The 19,836-nt window shown below is 40.3% G+C and carries 18 protein-coding genes and 2 pseudogenes; 11 read left to right on the forward strand and 9 right to left on the reverse strand.

Translation table 11 applies throughout. The features are described 5' to 3' along the window. Nucleotides 1-356: 356 nt before the first annotated feature. The 3 genes from I8752_RS22950 to I8752_RS22960 form a co-directional block, all read right to left on the reverse strand. Entirely contained in the window at nt 357-1,490 is a 1,134-nt protein-coding gene (locus I8752_RS22950; protein ID WP_214434566.1) for an ISAs1 family transposase, read from the reverse strand. Nucleotides 1,491-1,592: 102 nt separating this feature from the next. After that, the gene (locus I8752_RS22955; protein ID WP_214434567.1) at nt 1,593-3,437 is read right to left on the reverse strand and encodes a DUF4158 domain-containing protein; all 1,845 of its coding nucleotides are present in this window, start codon (nt 3,435-3,437) and stop codon (nt 1,593-1,595) included. Nucleotides 3,438-3,614: 177 nt separating this feature from the next. Next, nucleotides 3,615-4,523, reverse strand: coding sequence for a tyrosine-type recombinase/integrase (locus I8752_RS22960; protein ID WP_214434568.1), 909 nt, complete (start codon nt 4,521-4,523; stop codon nt 3,615-3,617). A gap of 77 nt (nt 4,524-4,600) precedes the next feature. Between I8752_RS22960 and I8752_RS22965 the strand changes: the two genes are divergently transcribed. The 5 genes from I8752_RS22965 to I8752_RS22985 all read left to right on the forward strand — a co-directional run bounded on the left by I8752_RS22965 (nt 4,601) and on the right by I8752_RS22985 (nt 8,431). Beyond that, nucleotides 4,601-5,059 (forward strand): double zinc ribbon domain-containing protein, encoded by a 459-nt coding sequence (locus I8752_RS22965; protein WP_214434569.1) that lies wholly within the window; start codon nt 4,601-4,603, stop codon nt 5,057-5,059. A 400-nt stretch (nt 5,060-5,459) separates the two neighbouring features. After that, on the forward strand, nt 5,460-6,113 hold the full coding sequence (locus I8752_RS22970) for a hypothetical protein (protein ID WP_214434570.1): 654 nt from the start codon (nt 5,460-5,462) through the stop codon (nt 6,111-6,113). Between the two features lie 64 nt (nt 6,114-6,177). Next, complete coding sequence (locus I8752_RS22975; RefSeq protein ID WP_214434571.1) at nt 6,178-6,747, forward strand: hypothetical protein; 570 nt, start codon at nt 6,178-6,180, stop codon at nt 6,745-6,747. Next, nucleotides 6,744-8,195 (forward strand): ATP-binding protein, encoded by a 1,452-nt coding sequence (locus I8752_RS22980; protein ID WP_214434572.1) that lies wholly within the window; start codon nt 6,744-6,746, stop codon nt 8,193-8,195. Before I8752_RS22975 ends, I8752_RS22980 begins: the two co-directional genes overlap by 4 nt. A gap of 47 nt (nt 8,196-8,242) precedes the next feature. Further along, nucleotides 8,243-8,431 (forward strand): hypothetical protein, encoded by a 189-nt coding sequence (locus I8752_RS22985; protein WP_214434573.1) that lies wholly within the window; start codon nt 8,243-8,245, stop codon nt 8,429-8,431. Nucleotides 8,432-8,758: 327 nt separating this feature from the next. On the opposite strand, the gene I8752_RS22990 is transcribed toward I8752_RS22985, so the two are convergent. Further along, nucleotides 8,759-9,769 (reverse strand): hypothetical protein, encoded by a 1,011-nt coding sequence (locus tag I8752_RS22990; protein ID WP_214434574.1) that lies wholly within the window; start codon nt 9,767-9,769, stop codon nt 8,759-8,761. Nucleotides 9,770-10,340: 571 nt separating this feature from the next. Here I8752_RS22990 and I8752_RS22995 point away from each other — a divergent pair. The 4 genes from I8752_RS22995 (at nt 10,341) to I8752_RS23010 (ending at nt 12,813) form a co-directional block, all read left to right on the forward strand. Then, nucleotides 10,341-10,943, forward strand: a complete 603-nt coding sequence (locus I8752_RS22995) for a tyrosine-type recombinase/integrase (RefSeq protein ID WP_214434575.1) — start codon at nt 10,341-10,343, stop codon at nt 10,941-10,943. Nucleotides 10,944-11,136: 193 nt separating this feature from the next. Beyond that, nucleotides 11,137-11,337 (forward strand): hypothetical protein, encoded by a 201-nt coding sequence (locus tag I8752_RS23000; RefSeq protein ID WP_214434576.1) that lies wholly within the window; start codon nt 11,137-11,139, stop codon nt 11,335-11,337. Next, a complete protein-coding gene (locus tag I8752_RS23005) occupies nt 11,334-11,522 on the forward strand; it encodes a hypothetical protein (protein WP_214434577.1) in 189 nt (62 codons plus the stop codon). The genes I8752_RS23000 and I8752_RS23005 overlap by 4 nt, the downstream gene beginning before the upstream one ends. Before the next feature lie 388 nt (nt 11,523-11,910). Continuing rightward, complete coding sequence (locus I8752_RS23010; protein ID WP_214434578.1) at nt 11,911-12,813, forward strand: hypothetical protein; 903 nt, start codon at nt 11,911-11,913, stop codon at nt 12,811-12,813. Nucleotides 12,814-13,442: 629 nt separating this feature from the next. Here I8752_RS23010 and I8752_RS23015 read toward each other — a convergent pair. Next, entirely contained in the window at nt 13,443-14,015 is a 573-nt protein-coding gene (locus I8752_RS23015; protein ID WP_214434579.1) for a hypothetical protein, read from the reverse strand. 196 nt (nt 14,016-14,211) lie between these two features. Here I8752_RS23015 and I8752_RS23020 point away from each other — a divergent pair, with 196 nt between their 5' ends. Then, nucleotides 14,212-15,060: a hypothetical protein gene (locus I8752_RS23020; RefSeq protein ID WP_214434580.1), complete on the forward strand. Its 849-nt coding sequence runs from the start codon at nt 14,212-14,214 to the stop codon at nt 15,058-15,060. A 32-nt stretch (nt 15,061-15,092) separates the two neighbouring features. Here I8752_RS23020 and I8752_RS23025 read toward each other — a convergent pair whose 3' ends face one another. Then, nucleotides 15,093-18,020 (reverse strand): CHAT domain-containing protein, encoded by a 2,928-nt coding sequence (locus tag I8752_RS23025; protein ID WP_214434581.1) that lies wholly within the window; start codon nt 18,018-18,020, stop codon nt 15,093-15,095. A gap of 340 nt (nt 18,021-18,360) precedes the next feature. On the opposite strand from I8752_RS23025, the pseudogene I8752_RS23030 reads away from it, so the two are divergent. Then, a pseudogene (locus I8752_RS23030) lies at nt 18,361-18,675 on the forward strand (transposase family protein); the annotation flags it as partial. A 3-nt stretch (nt 18,676-18,678) separates the two neighbouring features. On the opposite strand, the gene I8752_RS38825 reads toward I8752_RS23030, so the two are convergent. From I8752_RS38825 to I8752_RS23045, 3 genes and pseudogenes are all read right to left on the reverse strand, one after another. Beyond that, nucleotides 18,679-18,933, reverse strand: coding sequence for a transposase (locus I8752_RS38825; RefSeq protein ID WP_214434585.1), 255 nt, complete (start codon nt 18,931-18,933; stop codon nt 18,679-18,681). A gap of 117 nt (nt 18,934-19,050) precedes the next feature. After that, nucleotides 19,051-19,464 (reverse strand): hypothetical protein, encoded by a 414-nt coding sequence (locus I8752_RS23040; protein ID WP_214434582.1) that lies wholly within the window; start codon nt 19,462-19,464, stop codon nt 19,051-19,053. Between the two features lie 167 nt (nt 19,465-19,631). Next, nucleotides 19,632-19,836, reverse strand: a pseudogene (locus I8752_RS23045) (ISNCY family transposase); the annotation flags it as partial.

The raw sequence follows: 19,836 nt of genomic DNA on the forward strand, positions 1-19,836 counted from the left end.
AGTCTGGGGGATATTTCAGGGAGTGCAACCTGTGAATTCTGTACGGCAGATGTTGGCAAGGCTCAGGGAAACTGTTGACCGTCACATCTGGGTTAGCCAGTACGGTATGGGGACAGGGAAAACGCACCTTATTTTCTAACAAAAACTAATAAGAATTTCAAAGTAATTTGTATAAGTGCGAAACTTGACAAAAAGATAAACAGAATAAATCGATTCTTTTGCAGACGTATAAATTAACTTATCTTTAATCAAAAAACTCTTGTTTAAGGATGAATTACCTAACTATTCAGCCATGAATAAGTTAGCTTACCCCTGAAAATAAGCAACAATCTTAACTAAATTATTGACAAGCTAGTTTACAATAAAGCTAAAACTCTCTCTAAATAGTTATTATCCATTGCTGCCAGAAACTGTTTATTTTTAATTCCGCGTTTGACCCGCTTTTCTTTACCTAAAAGGTTGACTGCTATCTGCCTCATTACTGCAAAATTTTGTGGAGCATTATCTTTTCTAATCCGACAGTCATCTTCTTTTAAAGCTACGTCTAATACCCAATGTAATGAATTTTCTATCCCCCAGTGACTGCGAACAGAGTTAGCAAATTGTTTGGCATTATCTTCAAGACTACTAATAAAATAACGAGTCTCTACTGTTGTTTTACCATTTAATTGCCGGACGGATTCTACCATCCCAATACTATTGAAGCTTGACCAAACTGAATCAGGGTCAAGCTGAGATTGAATTCCTGTTAACATCGCATAATTGCGGATTTCATGACGACCATGCCCTATTTCTTCGGTTTTATATGTGCTATGTTTAAACTCTTGAAAACCTGTACTTATCCCTAATTTAAATAGCTGTTCTACTGACTCATACAGATTACCTTGGTTCTTTTTTACAGTAATTACATAATCTGCATTTTGTTGCGTAATTAACTTCACTATCTCTTTCTGGCATCCGATTGCATCAATCGTTACAATACATCCAGTTAATTCTAAAACCTTTAATAATTCGGGAATTGCTGTAATTTCATTTGATTTTTCATCCACCTTCACCTGCCCCAACACTAATTTATTTGTAGTTGCCCATGCACTTACCATTTGGATTGCATTCTTTTCACTATTTTTGTCATGAGAACCACATAAAGTTTTCCCGTCAATTGCCACTACTTCACCATCCGTGATCTTCTGTACTGATTTCATCCAGTTCAAGAAACATTCTTGAAATTGTTGAGGATTCACTTGTGCAAATACCCTTGCAAATGTGTCATGCGACGGGATGCCATTTGGTAGTTCTAAAAACGTTTTTAACCACTCATATTTTGTGCAGCCATACAGTTCAATTGCTACCCAACTATCTGCTCCACAAATTACTGCACAAATTGCAATGCTTAGAATATCAATTAACTTGTGTCGTTTTGTCCGCTCTACTCTTGGATCTTCCATCTGTGCAAAGTGGTCAGTAATCGTGATTTTGGGCTTGAGCTTCACGCTTTTTGAGACTTTCCTCTTCTACTTTTACAATGACTTTACCATCACAGCCTCATTGCTCAACCTCCATACCCCAGAGCGATCGCTATCTTTCTCAATCTCTTAGTATATATATACTATATTTAGATGCGTTCGCCCTGGTTCGCTACCCGACAACGGCCCAAAATGCCGCGTCCAATTTAACCAATGCTCGACATTAGAAAGAATATCTAAAATACTACGTTCGGGCATCAATTCACGGATTTTTAGTTCTAATTCCTCTACCTCTTTTGGTTGAGGAGAAGCTGCCAGTCGCTTCAGTGAAGGTTCACCCTTGCTATTAATTGTTATTTGTTTATCAACCGCACAAATTTTATCCACCGTCAAAGAAACTTGTGTTAATTCTCGACGTAAATACTCAACAAAATCTTCAGGTTTACTTGGGAAGCCGAGTAAATTACAATACTCTTGTATCAACGGTTGGCATTCGGCTTCAGATAACAATTGGTCGCGGAAATCAGCATAGCTTTGCGACCCAACAACACAAGCATCTCCAGTCTTAAAATCTTCTGCCAGGTAAGAAAAAATACAAATTTCTAGTTGCTGACGTACTAAAACCTGATTTCCCTTAATCTCTGTAAAAATCAAAGACCGCCAATGTTTACCAACAAAATCTAAATCAATTCCAGTTGGTAAATATTTACCCCGTTTGTGCTGGTTATCTAACACAAAATTCAAAGCATCAATGACTGACTCTTCAGCAGAAGTTGAGAGGATATCTAAGCAACTTACCAAATCAAATAATGTTTTACGATGTGGAGAATAAAATCGCCAGACTAAAGGTATATGGTTGTTTGTATTGTAAGCTGCTATCTCTGTAAATTTCTCTAGCAATAAATCTGTGCCACCATGTTCTTCTAATATAACCTGCACCTTATTTCCCAGCACTGCATTATCAGCAGCTTCTTTTGATGCTGTTAATACTTCTTTGAGAGTATTCAATAACTCTTCAGTCTCTTTTAAATGTTTTTCGCGCAATTCCTGTAATCGTTGTTTAGCATTGCTATGAATCTTGTGAATGCGTTTGAGAAACATATCAACAAGATAATCACGAGTTTTAACCTGTGCCTCATACAATAAACATAAAAGTAAAGTTCGGCGTTTGGGCAGATTGATATCTTTAAATTCAGATATATCTAAAGCTCTGGCTTGTGCGGCAAAATACCTGACTTTAGTAGGGGCAATATTAGACAGTAAACGTTTAGCGTTCCCAAAAGTCATTAAAGAATCATATTTAGCTAGAAGTTGCTTCATCCCATTTAATGTGGCACTTCTAGGTGGTGATTTGATTAAATTTAGCGTGGCATTCTCCTGTTGGGAGTCCATATCCCCTACAAGTAATTGGTCTAAATAGAGAATCTCGGTAACGCTAAAACTGCTAGAAACTCGAATAAATAGACGGTTATTAACCATCGCCCGAATATGACAAACCAAACGGTCAAGGGTACTGAATGCTGGTAACTCATACCTTTGTTTCACCAATTCCTCAATTGCCACGTTAATCAAATCAGCAGGATGGTCTTTAACTTCTGCTTGTTGAGCAACCAAAATAGCGATGATTTTTTGGGCAAGTTTATCGTACTGTTTTACCCCTAAATAATCACGAATCGTCTTTTGGTAGGAGTAGCGTTGACGTTCTCGTGGGATTGCTTTTACCCAAGTATGTAAATTTAAACACGACCGTAGATGTCTAATTACCGTGATGGGAACCAGTTCTGGATGGGGAAAATAACCAAGTCGTTGAAAGGATTTTAACATAACAATGAAGCTGAGGAACCCATCATAGCTCTTGGTTTTAGACTTTGCTAATTTGATTTCTTCTAACGTTGGTGTATAAAGTTCTGCAAGCTCTTTAGCATCAGGGAATTGTTTAAATCTGGGATAAGCAGTACGGTCAATTAAGGTCATTTAAGTAATATTTAAAACAGAAAACCGCGAGCAAGCACTCTTCAATTCTTGGCTTCCTCACTGTTCAACCACACAGTATTTTATATTCTTTGTGGTAAACAGCGATAATTGTTATCAAAATATGGTTGCTCACTTTCTCGCTTGCTGTAATTTTTGACCAGAAAATTTCCAGGAATATCAGTCTAAGTTATCAACCTTAGTCAACAGATTAAAAGCAAGACGTGCAGCTTCTTCAGCTTTTTGTGATGTAACTTTTTGATAGCGTAAAGTTGTTTGGATGCTTTCATGACCCATCAATGCACGCAGTTGTTCAATACTAATTATGCCTACGCGCTCTGTGGCAAATGTATGTCGTAAATCATGAATACGAATTCCCTGAATGAGTGAGTGTTTATTGGTAATTTCTCGCCAGTAATCATGCAGTGTTCGGTAGCTCATTCTACTGACTTTCATCGTCACTGGATGCTGTGCTGTAAATAAGGCGGGTGATTGTTTATGTCGGTCGTAATTTATATATTTATTTAGTGCTATCGCCGTAGCTTCGTTGTAAAAACACCACCTTTGTTTATTTCCTTTTCCCAATACTTGAAATTTCCAATTATTCAAGTCTACCGATTCTAGATTTAGTGCCAAAAGCTCACCAATTCTACATCCTGTGTGATGTAATAAATGTACAATCGTGTTAAGGCGGGGGTCATCGGCTACAGCTCTATACAGTATTTCTAACTGTGATGGTGTTAAAAACCGTATTATTTCATCTGTGCGATGTTCACCTTTTTCTCGTGAAGGTGGACGCTGTTTGATTCCCCGAATGGGGTTGGACTTTATGTATCCTTGTTCTACTGCAAAGTTAAATAGGCTTTGCAGTATCGCTTGATGCTTGTTGTGAGTTGTGTATTTTAAATGCGTGAGGGTATTTAAATACTCCACTAATGTTTGACGACTTATAATTTCAATTGGCCAGCTTCCATATTCTTGCAATAATAATCCCAAAGTTAGAGAATATGTCTCCTTGGTACTGAATGCCAGCCCAGGACGTTCTAAAAATTTAACTACGACAGTGGCTAATGTTACTGTCTGTTTCACTGAAATTTGTGTGATTCTCTCAAAGTTTTTTCTGACTCAATCATATATCTTTTAGGCATGAAGCAAGACATCCTTTTATGGATACTTTAAAACTGCCTCGACCCCAAGAATCCCTGGCTGACTATATCAAGCGCATTAGAACATCTGTTGGGATGACTCAGTTTGAGTTGGCTATTGCGGCGGGAATTCATTCTCGGTCTATTGGGAAGATTGAACGGGGATTAACCACCAGACTTAATCGCAAAACACAGCGTGGTCTTGCTGGTGGCTTAGGCATTCCCCAGGAATATCTGGAAGCTGTTGAAAGGGGTGAATCCGTTAAGCCTGTCAGTGCAGTTAAGTTTTGCCCGCATTGCTGGACTCCTGGGACGGCAGCTGATCCCCTCTGGGGTCAAGTTAGGGCTAAGTTTTGTTATCTGTGCGGTATGCAGTTGCAGACGAGTTGCACTCACTGTGGGGAGTTAGTTGTGTCACTCAAGTATAAATTTTGTCCTATGTGCGGACAGCCTTATAAACAGAAAAGTCAAAATCGCTAAAACCTCGGCATAGCAATCGTTTCTAGAGCATCTTGCAGCTTTTTACACGTATCTCGGCTTCACGTCGTATTAGTGCGGCTTTGGAGGCTAGCCGTAATCAAACTAAAAGCCAACTCTCAGGCATCCTCGCAAGACTCAACGCGACTCAATAGCGATGATTTGACACTGCTTGAGTGCTTAGTCATTCGCTTTTGTAGGATGAACTACTTCTCAAGAATTGCTGTTAGTTTGGGTGCGCTTGCTGCTGTAATTTTGCCCTTACATTACTTGGTATATCTGCCAATCGTAGAACATTCAAACTATCAGCAATATCTCAAACGAAAGTCAGCTATTGAGCAATACGTAAGAACAATGGAGTATCACTGCACTCAAATATTTACCCCATCAAAAGAGTATCGCTGTGAAAAATTCAATCAAGCTCAAAAATCAGGTAACTTCCAAATCTCGCAACCTAGAGCGCCAATTAAAAACTAAATTCAATGCATCTACTAACTTAGTAGTCAGAGCGCTGACAGGTGATAAAACAGCCCTGAAGCTGATAGGACAAATGGGTAATGACGGGGCAAAGATTAGTGAATTCGCCCCACAAGTAAGAGAACAAATGCTAGCTGCCATCAAGGGGACTGAAGACTTAAATATAGTCCTCAGCGACATTTACAAACAGGCTGGTGTAAGCGGCGAAAAGATTGAAAGAGCAGTGCAGTCAGTAATTTTAGCTGACACTCATCTAGCGAATATCTTAGAAGAAATGAAGCTTGATTTCGCTTCATCTCAGGATAAAGAAGCACTACGCCATCAACAAGCGACAGACCACATCAAGCTGAAAGCCTGGGTAGATAAGCATATGCTGCAAGTTGATGGCGAATATAAGATGTTGCAGACAGAATTACAGACAGATATTAGACAACAAACAATTGACCTGCAACATGATAAAGAATTGGGCAAATATTACTTAGAAATGGGTGATAACGCTCGTGATAATTTCAAGCCGAAGAAGCAATATGCTCTGCGTTCGATTGTACAAAAAATCAAGGATGCTCTAATAGCTTTCTGACAGTTCAAGCCCGACAGTCACCGCATAAAGTTACTGTCGGGCAAATAAATATCTTGGTGTTAAGATGACATACGATATTGAGAACAACACTGAAGAAGTAATCAGCGAAATCGCTCCCGATACGCCATTACCAAAAGACTTGACAGAACATCTCGAATCACGCAAGCAGCACCGTAAAGATGTTATCAATACAACTGATAAATTGACTCGATTCTTTGTCGGCTGGTCGCTAAATTCTACAGGATTCTTGATAGCTAAATATCTCTTAATAACTGGCGGTGGCGTTAACTTGTGGCTGGCAATTACGCTTTCGTTTTCTATATGCAGCGTTGGCTCTCTGGCTGGGTTAACGGGCTTGAGAATTAATTACAACAGTGACGGACTAGAGGTAGATAATATGCAAAATCTGTTTAAAACTGCTGGTGGTTTGGTGTTTGCTGGTATCACAACTTGGCTAGCAGTCAAAGACTATCAATATTTTGAGAATTTGACTAAAGAAACAGTCACCCAAATTAATCAAGATATTCAAACTATTGAAAAACAAAATCCGCAATCAGACCCTTGGGTAAGTATTGCAGTCGCGGTGGCTTTATTCATTGGTTCCATTGCAATCATTTTTAGGGTACGAGAATGAAACAAGGTGTTGTCGAGTTAGCGCTGGCTAGTGTGTGTGGTGTAGCTGCAATCATGGGGCTGGCAACATCGCAAACACGCCAGCCTTACGACCTGACACAAATTCAATTTTGCCCAAGGTCAGCGAATGGTGTAGAGAGTCAAGCAACCCTAGATAAGCGTTTTTGCAACCAGCCGCGTTATGTCCTGACTGAAGAATGGCAACGCTACGGGTTGTATGGCAGTATCATTCCCTATAAGGGAGATGCAATTCAATGGGTGCGTGACTTACCCACAGATAACCCTAATCAGTTGCTTGGATATGGAATTGCAGTTATTGGGCTATGGGGTATTGTGGGTTGCTTGCTCGTGCGTTGCTCCCGCCTCAAGCGCACGGATTACGAATTGGGAGAACTTGAAAAGACTGGCGACTATGCAATTTGGCAGCAAAACAAGCACAAACGAGAAGTTAAGCAGCATTCGACCCAGCTTTACACTGAGCGCCTTCAAGATGGGCTGTCAGGACTGGACACAGAAGAACGCTTTGCGTTGGGATTGACTGACTCAGACAACGAACGCGCTAAGGCACGTATTCAGCTTGAGGACTTTATGAAAGCCCGTGCTGTTAATCATTCTGTGATGGATAAAACCATTGCGGAGAACCTGCGGGATAAAGCCAAGGCTGATATTGAACGCGGCAAGATTGAGGGTAAAACCAAAAGCGCGATCGCAAACAGTGACAATCATCCTTTGACTGACCAACGCCTCATCAGTGATTTAATCGAAGCACTCAAGAATCATGAGGACGGCTGGCTGTGGAAGGTTATCGATAATCAAAAGCCCATTTGGGTGTTAGGAGAAGCTGGAAGCGGTAAATCAACCCTAGCAGCTTCGATTGTCATGCTCAGAGAATATCTGTTTGATATGCCTTTATATCAGCTGATAGACGCTCACGCTGGGGAAAATTTAAGAAACGCATGGAAATATTTAAGTCCTCAGTTAATAGCGCAAACAGAAGAACAGATAGGACAAGCCTTTGATGATGCCCGCGAGCGCTGGCTAGACAGAATTAATAATCAACCCGACAAGCAACCGCAACAGTTACTAGTTGATGAATTCACTAACTATTCTGAATCAGACATCACAAAGGAGCCTGCCAAAAAGTTTGTTAAAGCATCTCTTAGTGACCCTAGAAAAGCTGAAGAAAGATTAGTTTGTATCGCCCATTTCTTCACTAATACTGCTGTTGGTGGCAGTGATGGAACTGCCAAAGGTAGAAGCAGAGGAACTATTCAAATTGACCGCAAAACTGCTGATGGTAAAACACCTTTAAAGGTTGCAATAGTTAACGGGTTAAATAATTCCGATGGGGATGCAGAAGTAGATAAAAAGGTGACAATTCCTAGTTGGTTGACTCCTGAAAGCATTCACAAACATTTCAACGGCCAGCCAATTGATTTTGATGATTAATTGTTAGAGAACTAATTCCTTAGCTATTAAGAACTGGGGTAGCGCGGGTGGCGCAGCGGAGTGTGGGGGGCGGGCTGCTGAGTTTTGGCTACTCTGTGAGTGGATTTCTGCCCGTTCCCCACACCACCCGCTCTAGGGGAGAAAGTAGCGAAGCTGCTATCAGCCGCCATGCAACGGCTGAAAACGCTACCCAGAGAGAGTTTCATCAAAATTTTTCAACTTTTACCCGAAAATGAGATTTTGACCCATTGGATGCACACTTAAAGGTGTACCATTTAAACCTCACTGATTTTTACAGTCGGAAACCCGCATGGCTACGTTAATAAATGCAGTACCAAATAGCCTAAGCTTCAATTGGCACACCCAAAACAAGCTTTTTCTGAAGATTTCGGGTTAAAGAGCTATTTTATTTTTAAAACCTTTACGTAACAAGACTTTCAGGCGTTGCGTGGCGGCTCATAACAGGCTCGCTACTTTTACCCCCTCTAAACTCAGTGTCCCCAGTTCGGTGGGGTCTTATAATGTCTCAGTGACTACATTGGTGAATGTACTCAAGTTATGGGTTAGAGACGGAGTTCTTTAATAAATGCCTCGATTGCTTTCCCCCCTGCTGACTGCCTGCCTACTTTGAGTTTGGCAAGAACGCGATCACGGATTGAAAGGTAATCTGGTTCTACAGAGTTACCTGTCGCCTCCTGTAGCTCTTGGTTTTCAGTTTCTAGCTGTTGTGAGTATGAGCGCAAAAGATCAAGTTCTTCTTGCAGCTGTTGTACTTGTTGTTTGATGTCTACAGTTGTAGACGCAAACGTAGACCTTCCTAAAAGACCCTTCAAGAATCTTGCAGGTGTTTGATTTATCGAATCATCTTCTGGAAACTGTAGCGCTTGCAATGCCTCAAGCTTAACATTTTTAATAGGATTAAATGATTCTAAGTACATTTGTATGTACAGCCTAATATTATTGATGTCAGATTCGACCTTAGAGATGCCACAACCTTCATCATTAAGTTTCTCCACAATTGAATTATGAAATTCATCAAACTTTGGATCTTCCCCATCAGTTCTAAGTAAGTTTTCTCCAGCAACGATTGACTCTGAGTAGGATTCAAGTTCACTAAAATATATACTTCCTGTTCTCTGAATACGATTTTCTAAAAAGGCAGTAATAATTTCTCTAACTCCTTTTGGGACAAAGGGATCTGTCTTAACTTTTGTTACAAAGTTACTCAATCTCAATAATTTTTCTGGATAAAGCACTCCAAATGGGTACTCTCCAAGCTCTAAAATATAATCTTTATTTTTTAAAAAAACTTCATTTATATGATCAACACTATCTCTAATTGAATTAGATTTTGCCCAATAATGGGGAGATGTAGAGTCAAATTCACTGCTTAAATAATTAGAAATTTCTTCGAGTTTAGCTATAACTTTTTTTTGATATTCCGTATTGACTGTGTTAAGTAAACCATTCTTAGCACTTCGATATGTAAGAACAGTAACACTAGCTGCTGTTATATAAAAGCTTATTTGAACTATCTTGAGAATGTCATCAATAGTTAGCCCAATCTGGGACATATTTACTCCTTTAAGCTAAATATTTAAGCTATGTATATTACACTATAATGTGCTTCAATCACGATGCCGAGAATCTCATACCAAGTCGTACATAAAGGCGCAATTTGTGTATTATTTAAGTTACACTGTGAGTGTGTTAGTCTCTCAGAAAGTTAACATATTCAATGTAAAAGTATTTATGAGTAAATTTAATTTTTTATTTCTAAGAGGCCAACAGAAATAGATGCAGAAGCTATTCCCATTGAGCAACAACGAGCAGTAGATTTATATAGTTGTCTGAGTCAAGCGAGTGCTGCCGAAGCTGTAACCTAAATTTGATATCACGTATTGATAGTAACGATTGATCAAGCGTGGGTATAGAAGGAAGTACAGACAAGTCGGGCAAGCTACTTACCATCCTATATAAGCTAGATTTATCAATCGCCATTTGTAGAGAATTTTTCTGCGCTTGAAAGATAAGTAATACTTAACCGACCCAAAAATGGAGCGCCTATTCACGAAGGTGTCGGCTTTTGGGAGAATGTGTAGTGTCCAGAAAATAACGCGTAAAGAGGACAGTTATCCCAAACAAATGACGACCACCCCGCCAGGACGTAAACCTAACAAGCATTACAGGTCTAGAGAATACCTTACACCAAGCGAAGTGCGATCGCTACTCGATGCTGCACTTAATCGTAAAGCCCGTTATGCCCACCGCGACTACATGCTGATGCTGATGATGTTTCGCCACGGGCTGAGGGTGGGGGAAGCTGTAGGTGAGGCGTGTGGCTTGCGTTGGGATGCAGTGATGTGGGGTGAACGCCAGATTTTCATCACTAGAGAGAAAGGTAGCGATTCTGGGGTGCATCCTTTGAGAGACGATGAATTGGAATTACTCAAAAAGCTGAGGGAACAGTACCCTGATAGCAAATATATTTTCGTGTCAGAGCGTGGTGAAGCCATGTCTACTGATGCAGTGCGAAAGCTGCTTGGGCGGCTGGCGGCACAGGCTGGGCTTGATATCAAAGTTCACTGTCACATGATGCGCCATGCTTGCGGGTACTATTTGGTGAATCAGGGTTACAACACCAGAGAGATTCAAGACTTTCTCGGACACCGCGATATCAAACACACTGAAAAATATACCAAGCTGAATGCTCGACGCTTCCTGAATTTTGATTGGGGTGATTTGTAAAAATCTTTGCTCAGAGCGACCCAAGACATTGCAGCGCTAAAGCCCGATGGCGTACCCGCCCGCTCAAAGAGCGATCGCTGCCATGACGGGAAAGGGGATTTTCACAACATTTCATCAAAATCACTAGAAAACAGCTTTACAAGCGAAATTTGATATGACGACAATTTTTACTTATGATTTGTTAAAACGGAAAATGAAACAAGAAACATTTACTATTTTGTCCAGAGTGTACGACCAACTACAGGAGATAGCAGCACAATTGTACACAGCAGCAGAAGTAGCATTACAAAATAATGATTTTGACGATGCTAGTTTGCTTCAAAGTAGAGCGGATAAAATTTATGAAGAAGCTGAAAATATAGACACCTTGATAATTGAACTGGAGGAGAGATGAAAACTGTAGAACAATTAAAAACTCGCATTCAAGAACTAGGTAGACAAGCTGCACAGTTCAGTCAACAAGCTGTTGAAATTAGTAAAACGAACCGTGAACAAAGTAAAACTTTAATGCAACAAGCTAAAGAAGCTAGTAAAAGATGTCAATTATTAATACAAGAATTAAAAAGACAAAGTAATTAATTAAATAGCTCTAAAAACTCTTTAACAACTGCTGAGGGGTTTTCATTGCATTGTTCTGCTGAAAATCTAACTGTAGAAATACCTTTCAATACAAAAAAAATTATGGACTTTGTTAAAAGCAGCCAGCTACACTGCTCAAAACTCGAAAGCGTGATTGCCATCAAACCTCACCCTGGACAATCTTTGCTAAGTAACTCTGCTTGTTGCAGTACCGTCACCATCGCCTTCTCCTGCTTTTCCGGTGATAACCATATTTCCGCAGCAGGCGCTTGACTAATCGGCGTAGATTCGCTTTTCCCGTTCCGGCAAATGGATGTATTTAGTCAGATAGATATTTTATAAGTTACTTTAGCCTAATACGCATGTTCTAGATTTAGTTGTTTTTTATATGCCTCCAGAGAAACTGCCAACTGTCTTCATGTATGTGCCTGAGCAATGGGACTATGTTGATCGATTTGCTAAGTGGCACGGGCCACCTTTTCCAGCAAGCCCAATGTTATCAAATGGACTGCAAGCTATTAGCGACCATCGCAATAAGCTTAAGACTGTTGCAAAGATAGCTAATCAACTATTTCCTGATCTCATAGAGGAGCGTAGCCAGTTTGACAAACAAGGTTACTCAAACAATGCTAAAGCTCATGAATTTACGGCACTACTAGAGACTTTGGTATGTGAACTCTATGCTTGCCTTGATGGTTTACGTAGTACTATCTACGGAATTTATGAGGGTATACAAAGCGTACAAAGGAAATCTACTGAGCGACTTTTCAAGTATGCAGCAGATAAAAAGTACGGTGATGGTTTCCCGCCTGAAATTTGTACTCTATTGAAACTTGCTTACGAAGATTGGTTTTTAGATATTCGGCGTATCCGCACTGAGTTAACACATGGCAGGGTAGGTACTTGCTCAGTACAAGAAGGGTCGAAAATCTCGTATATGCATATTGGCCTTGGTACAGGAACAAGGGCATTTATTATTGATGACATTATTGAATGGATTAATACTTACATAAAACATATAAATACCTTGTTAAATGAAGTTTGCAAGTTTTGGCTCGATCAACTTGAGCCACGAGAAGTCATAGAGACGTGTGGAATCCATAGAGGAAGATTTATGGGCAGAGCTATCATAGTCACTGAACCTGTAACTCAGGATTCAGGACTTTGCATTTTTCGTCACATGTACGAAGAAGAACCTGAACTAGCTTGCCCTCTACGATTCACTTGTGCAGCTTATGAGCGGGTAGGTAATAAATCTCGTGAAATTTGCGAACGCCTAACTCAAGTTTAGTAAAAACTGTATAACAATATAGAAAGCTTATGTAGGAAACGCTTTTAGCTAAACATTGGAAAATTTTTCCGTTGCTATGTAAAGGCGTAAAAGTCGGGATTTGATAGTTAATCGACATCGGGAGCAAAGCACCAACGGTAAGGCATTGAGTCACCAATGAGCCAAAAGTGCGATCGCCCTCGTCGGCGGTAAAAAAGACTATCCCAACAACAGCAGGCGAGGTTGTCGGGTTTGGGAATAGTTGCGGGTTTGGGAGCTATGCCGGAACAAGTTCACTCATGAAGCTCCCAAAACAGTCGCCGGCATACACTCCCTAACCGGGGTTCAGCCAGGATACCTGTAAATTGGGACACGTTGTAAACAAATATTACGCAACGTAGTTTAGTAATTTACGCGCCTTGCCCAAAAATGGTAGAGGGATATTCAAATTTTTGTACGCTAAAATCAATTCTTCACGCTATTCAGTCCCTTAAACTTGCCCATAAATGAGCTTTTTTGGTGATGTTTTCACAAGAGAGGACACGCTCAATCCGGTATCGAAATAACGTAAAATCAAGGGTTTTCCAACTTTTGCGTAACATAACTTTACAACGTGTCCCAATTTGCGCGTATCCCGGCTGAACCCCAAGTTAAGGGTCAGTAGGCGTTACCTTAATCGTCATCTTTCCGGTGGGTTCAAACTGAATTTCATCTGCTACATATAAACTCTTGACAGCCACTGACCGAATTGAACGCAGTCGTTGCTGATTCATTACCGTTGCCAGGTCTACATTTGCTTGCCCCAACTTGGAATCTACTAACTGAAAAGCATTTAATGGAATACCCGACCAAGTGCTTTGCTTTGCATGTGCGTGATCATCTCCCCGAATGACCAGCCGCCCATCGCTACGATAAACCAGAGAACCTCGTCTGAAGGTTACTTGCTGAATCTGGGCAATCTGGAGTGAACGAGAGTCACTATTGCGGGAAATTTGAATTGTTTGCCCTTTTGAGTCAAATGCTGTTACCTTTCCTGTCACTGAACTCGTATTCTTTAACACCACATCCACAGTATCGGGTAGCGCCAAAGGAATCGGCTTGTTGTTTGCCGCCTTCTGCGTCTGAGCTATTTCAGTAGTGCTTGTCACCGCTTGAACGTCTCCTACCGTCCCAGCTAAAGCAACCACTAATGCCAAACTCAGTGTCTTGAAAAAAACTTTCATATATCCAAGTTAAACTAACGAGATGGGGATTAACGCTCAAAAGCTGGGTCAGTTTCAATAGACCACTGCTATCAATATAGAATCATTTGAATTACTCTAAATTCCAGAAGTTTTTTCTAGATATCGTTTGTAAACGAGATACTAGTTTGAAATACTTCTTGAGTCCCTTCAACCTTCAGTAGCTTTTGTCACTATCATGTCCTCAAACTCTCAAAATTCCTCTACTACCAATCTTCTTGGAAGCTTTGCTGGTCTTGTCGGCATCTTTAGTATTTTTCTTTACTTTCTTGGCTGGATATATCGCTGGGCTTACTTTGAATTCTTTCTAATAGAAGTTACTTCCTTAAACTTACCAATACAGTCATTTTTACTAGTACCACTTCAAGCTATCTTGGGAGACCTCTGGATTTTTTTTCGGGCTATACTAGTTTTGATTGTCACTGTTTTATTGATTAAAGCCACTATTTGGTTGATTAGCTCTCTAAAGGCAAGCACCGCACCTGGCACGTCACAATTACCCATCAGCAGATTTACGCAAAATTTACACAGTTTTTGGTTGTTTAGACCGTTGCGTTCCTTTGCTCAACTTTTACCCAAGCCTTTACGTTATGAAATCGTTGTTGTTCTCTGGATTTTAGCTGCTCTGTTTTGGATAGGACGTTGGCAGGGTAATGCTGATGCTTACCGAGATGCACTCAACAACACCTCCACCAGACCCATCGTTACTTTAGTTAGCCCTAGTGACAAGATAGCTTTGGGTCGTAATCTGGATGACTTATTGATCAACCCCTCTTTGAAGGGTTCTCGCATTATTGGGGATGTAGAACAGTTTAGGCAAATTCTTGGTCGGGAAACAAATGATAACACTAATCCAAAGCAGCCCATTGTTTGGCGGTTACTAATTGAAAATAACAATTGGGTTTATCTGTTCCCTGCTATGCTTCCTGGGGGAAAACCTAATCAGCGTCCTCCAGTGTTAGCAGTTAACACAGGTGATGGTCGAGTGCAGTTGCTGATTCTTAGTCGTCCCAAGGTGCTTCTTTAGGATTAGTGGCTGCTAACTTTTTACATGAAAGCTTACCCTGCATCACCGATGAGGACAAAAGGTGACCAAAAGAAAGGATGAGGAAGGATTCCATCATTATTAATTTGACTCAATTTCGCCTGACGCAATGCTTCACCCTTGCTCATCCCCTTCTTTAGATTTTGGTAAAACTGCGTCATGATAGCCTTAGTAGTTTCGTCATCTGCACTCCAGAGACTAGCAATTACAGAGCGGCTCCCAGCACGTTCAAATAAATAAGCAAGACCTGCAATTTCTTCGCCATTAGAATTAGTTTCTAAAGCTGTTTGACAGGCACTCAAGGTAATTAAGTCCACATTTTGCAGTCCTAACAAAGCAGCATCAGCTATATTATACATTTGGTCAGCAAACAGCAAGGTGTTTTCTTTTAATCCCAACTTAGGACAGCCACCTTTTTGGAAACAGCCATGTGTTGCTAGGTGCAACAAAGAAAAACGTGGAGATTGGATTTTGAATTTATCAAGTGTGGCTTGACTGTTTATATAAGCTTCACTACCAGGGAAAATTCGAGTAATACTTTTTACCTCTTCTTCAGATCCTCTTAGTTCCAGGGGTTCTTTCGGAACTGGGTTGCCAAACGCCAGTACCTTTTTTGTAGATGCAGGCGGACGCATACCTCCAACTTTCAAAGAGCGAGTAGATAGGCGAGTTAGGTAGCTAATAGGATATTTTTGAATGAGGTATTTGTCAGTTTTGCCGTCATAGAGCGCTTCAAAGGGAATGTAGCGGAGTTTGCCAGTGACAATAAAACTGAGTTGTTTGGGGTTAGTTGCTTGAATTTCAGCTTCAATTGGACGAATCAGCAGATCGTAAAGTTTTTCTAAGCTGTCGTATTTATCATCAAAACGGTTAGTTAAAAAAGTATAAGTTTGTATCAGTATGGCATCAAATTTAGCGGGGTCAACAGGTATTTTTTTTACTGTTAGCTTGTCTCTAGTTAAAATAAACAAGGCTACTGTCTTAGGGACGTTTAAAATTTGGGTTAGAAAAACAGGCTGAATAACCGTTGTACCAACTGGAATACTGGCTTGTAGTTGAGAAATGTCAGTGGGTTTGGTTTCAAACAAGTCTGCTGCTTCTGGAAATCGATTTCTGATGTTTTCGGCTTGTTGATTAAGCTGTCCCTGTAATTGATTAACCCGTTGAGATAGTTCTGGCGAAAATTTCTGTTGCAATTGTTTTTGCAAGCTGTTTAGTTGGAGGTTCTTTTGATTCCATTGAGCAAGTGCTTTTTGTGCTTCTGGGTTGGCAACTTTGGCGTTAACAAGGCGAGAATAATCAGCTAAGTCAGCTACGGTAGCAAGATTTGCCCACTGAAAAGCCTGTTCTGGCTGGTTTTGTTTGATAAGTAAGTCAACAAGGGCAATTGGTGTACTTTGTTTGCTTTCTAAAAAAGTTTTGCGATTTTCTCGTCCTACACCGCCACGAAGTTGTAAAATAATCCTGACAGATTTCTCCCAAGTTTTGATAGCTTCAATTGGCTGTTTTGTATCTAGGTAGATTTTGCCTATGTTACTTAACGTAGTAGCTTCCCCTCCCCTGTCTCCGACTACCTGCCATAGAGGTAGTACCTGATTGTAGTACTCAAGTGCCTTTTGCTTTTCTCCTAAACCTGAATAGACTAAGCCAAGATTATTGAGGGTGGCGGCTTCCGTTGACTTGTCGCCCACTAGACGTACTAGGGGTAAAGCCTGATTGAAGTACTCAAGTGCCTTCTGCTTTTCTCCTAAATCTGAATAGACTAAGCCAAGATTATTGAGGGTGACGGCTTCCCCTGACTTGTCGCTCACTGCACGTCGTAGGGATAAAGCCTGATTGAAGTACCCAAGTGCTTTCTGCTTTTCTCCTAAATCATCGTAGACATGGGCAAAATTATTTAGGGTGGTGGCTTCCCCAAATTTGTCGCCCACTGCACGTTCTAGGGGTAAAGCCTGATTGAAGTACTCAAGTGCCTTCTGCTCTTTTCCTAAATCATCGTAGACAGCGCCAAGATTATTGAGGGTAACGGCTTCCCCAAATTTGTTGCCCACTGCACGTACTAGGGGTAAAGCCTGATTCAAGTACTCAAGTACCTTGTACTTTTCTCCTAAATCATTGTAGACTAAGCCAAGATTATTGAGGGTGGCGGCTTCCCCTGATTTGTCGCCCACTGCACGTTTTAGGGATAAAGCCTGATTCAAGTTCTCAAGTGCCTTCTTCTTTTCTCCTAAATCATTGTAGACTTTGCCAAGATTATTGAGGGTGGTGGCTTCCATTGACTTGTCGCCCATTGCACGTACTAGGGGTAAAGCCTGATTCAAGTTCTCAAGTGCCTTCTGCCTTTCTCCTAAATCATTGTAGACTTTGCCAAGATTATTGAGGGTGGAGGCTTCCCCTGATTTGTCGCCCACTGCACGTTTTAGGGATAAAGCCTGATTCAAGTACTCAAGTGCCTTCTGCTTTTCTCCTATATCTGAGTAGACAGCGCCAAGATTATTGAGGGTGGAGGCTTCCATTGACTTGTCACCCACTGCACGTTCTATGGGTAAAGCCTGATTCAAGTACTCAAGTGCTTTCTGCTTTTCTCCTAAATTATCATAGACTTTGCCAATAACCGTGAGTGTGAGAGCTTGGTGTGCCAAATCGTTCAATTGTTGCCATAGTTGTACCGCCTCTTTCCATTTTAAGATAGCTTGACGCAGTGATTCTGCTGTTCCTTGCTTATAAAGTATTAATCCCTCTCCTAAAGCTTGTTCTGCGGCACGCTTTGCATCTTGTTGCGTTGTTGCTGACTGTTGTCCTATCTGTAACCCTGTATTTAGAGGTGTTGCACCTGCCGAATCAAACAGCAAAACTACACTCAGCCAGAAAGTTAAACTGTAGCGTTGAAAATTTAGTAAAAAGTACCATAAATTCCACGGAAACTTTGCGCCTCTGTTCACTTTTCACCTCAACCGCTAATTAGCTACAACGATACTGATCACCAGAAGAAATTTTGTGGTTATTACACTATTTATTTGTCTACAGAAATATTACGGTATTTTACTGATTTTACCAACTTAGGGTCAATTGTTGGTATTTGAGTGACGAGACTAATGTGTCTATTTTTAGAAAATAATTATGGTTCTCCCAGAGTAGTTATATGAAAATAACATAAATAAAATAACCATCAATAAAACTACATAAAGTAGTGCCATAAGCCTAGTATTTAAAGGCAATACAGAAGTAATTGAGAATATAAAAAACAAAAAAGCTTGAAAATAAAACAATTGATTTAATAAAATGCCATCTAATCCCCTACTTCATTTTATTACTAAAGTTATTAATATTGAAGATATCAAGGTTGTAAATTACGATTTTATCACGGAGGATGAAATCGTAGTCGAAATCCAGAACCAGTCAAAATTTAGTCAATGTCCTCGCTGTGGAAAAACAACCAATAAAACCCATCAAAATCATTGGTATATGGTCAGAGATATACCGATGAGTGACTATCAAGTAATTTTAAAAGTAAATCGTCGTCAATTGAAATGTACAGAATGCCAGAAAGTGTTCAGTGAAGAACTGTCTTTTGTAAAAACCAGAAGAACTTATACCAATTTAATGTGAAGCTGCATAGAAAAGAGCTTCTAGGATAAAGTTATAAGAAGAGACAGAAGTTACTTGCTCAAAAGTAAGTTGGTCGAATATTTCTTGGATGCGCTCGCGTAAAGCTTGTAAAGAAGAAAAAAGTTGATTTTTGAGTGGTTTTTTGAGGAGTTGCCAAAGCCTTTCAATGGGATTGAGTTCAGGGGCTGAAGGTGGTTGAAACCTAGCGTGGCAAAACTTACTAGAGAGGAGTGGAAATTCTGTAATCTTGACCTTGTAGCAAAATAATGGTGCAGAAACTTGGCAAGAAAAAGTCTAAAACCAGAGGCAACATCTTTTGAAGTACTCGATTGTGTTCAAAAAAAACTAGAAGCGCAAAGTTTGCTAGAGGAGTAACTTCTCAAGAGTATCCAAGAAAGCTTCAGGATTTCGACGGAATCGAAGTTGTTGAATGCGATGGAGTTGATGTTGGCGTAAATCAGAGCGTAATTGTTGCCAATTCTGTACGCAAACCTGAGCCAAATCCTGGGCTGTAAAACAATGAAGTGCAGTAGCAATGGCTGAAGCTAATTGAACTGTGCCTCGAATTACAATTGATGAAGCAGCGACTTTACGACCAGTACAACGACGTTGATGATGTCGTAAAACACCAAAAGCCTGTTCAAGGTCATTATTGGTTCGAGGTAAACCTTCAACATCATAACAATGAAAAAGTCCAGACCAATAACTACGAGTAATCTTTAAGAAATGAGTAATACCAGGCTCTAAAGAACCTGCTTTACCTTTCTGATGTGACATGGAATCGAGTAAAAATTGAAAACTTTGTTTGACTTCAATTGCATCAAGGCCAGTTTCGTTGTTTAGAATCTCTGCGGCTTGATAAATCCAGTTATAAGCAACAGTAATTGGAGCAAATAAAGATGCTGTTTGTTCTAGTCCTTTGGAAACAATTTGTTTGAGCTTGATTAAGGGTTTTGGTAAGCCCCTTTTTTAGCCACCCGTTCTAGACTTGCTTCAATTAAACTTAGACGTTCTTGTAGTTTTAATCCAGAAGCGTCTAGGGGTGGACGACCATCATTCGTCAAGGAACCACGTACAGCTAAACAATATCCACGAACCACTTCAGACGTAGCTTGGTCACACTCATTAATACTACGTTCAATCTGGCGT

Origin of the sequence: Dendronalium phyllosphericum CENA369 (assembly GCF_016056275.1) — a bacterium.
GTDB classification, from domain to species: domain Bacteria; phylum Cyanobacteriota; class Cyanobacteriia; order Cyanobacteriales; family Nostocaceae; genus Dendronalium; species Dendronalium phyllosphericum.

Bases quoted from the DNA above. Each gene is read 5' to 3' on its own strand.
- I8752_RS23000 (WP_214434576.1), top strand. From the start codon at position 11,137: ATGAAACAAGAAACATTTACTATTTTGTCCAGAGTGTACGACCAACTA.
- I8752_RS23005 (WP_214434577.1), top strand. From the start codon at position 11,334: ATGAAAACTGTAGAACAATTAAAAACTCGCATTCAAGAACTAGGTAGA.
- I8752_RS22980 (WP_214434572.1), top strand. From the start codon at position 6,744: ATGAAACAAGGTGTTGTCGAGTTAGCGCTGGCTAGTGTGTGTGGTGTA.
- I8752_RS22975 (WP_214434571.1), top strand. From the start codon at position 6,178: ATGACATACGATATTGAGAACAACACTGAAGAAGTAATCAGCGAAATC.
- I8752_RS23020 (WP_214434580.1), top strand. From the start codon at position 14,212: ATGTCCTCAAACTCTCAAAATTCCTCTACTACCAATCTTCTTGGAAGC.
- I8752_RS23040 (WP_214434582.1), bottom strand. From the start codon at position 19,464: ATGTCACATCAGAAAGGTAAAGCAGGTTCTTTAGAGCCTGGTATTACT.
- I8752_RS22955 (WP_214434567.1), bottom strand. From the start codon at position 3,437: ATGACCTTAATTGACCGTACTGCTTATCCCAGATTTAAACAATTCCCT.
- I8752_RS22965 (WP_214434569.1), top strand. From the start codon at position 4,601: ATGGATACTTTAAAACTGCCTCGACCCCAAGAATCCCTGGCTGACTAT.
- I8752_RS22990 (WP_214434574.1), bottom strand. From the start codon at position 9,769: ATGTCCCAGATTGGGCTAACTATTGATGACATTCTCAAGATAGTTCAA.
- I8752_RS23010 (WP_214434578.1), top strand. From the start codon at position 11,911: ATGCCTCCAGAGAAACTGCCAACTGTCTTCATGTATGTGCCTGAGCAA.
- I8752_RS22995 (WP_214434575.1), top strand. From the start codon at position 10,341: ATGACGACCACCCCGCCAGGACGTAAACCTAACAAGCATTACAGGTCT.
- I8752_RS23015 (WP_214434579.1), bottom strand. From the start codon at position 14,015: ATGAAAGTTTTTTTCAAGACACTGAGTTTGGCATTAGTGGTTGCTTTA.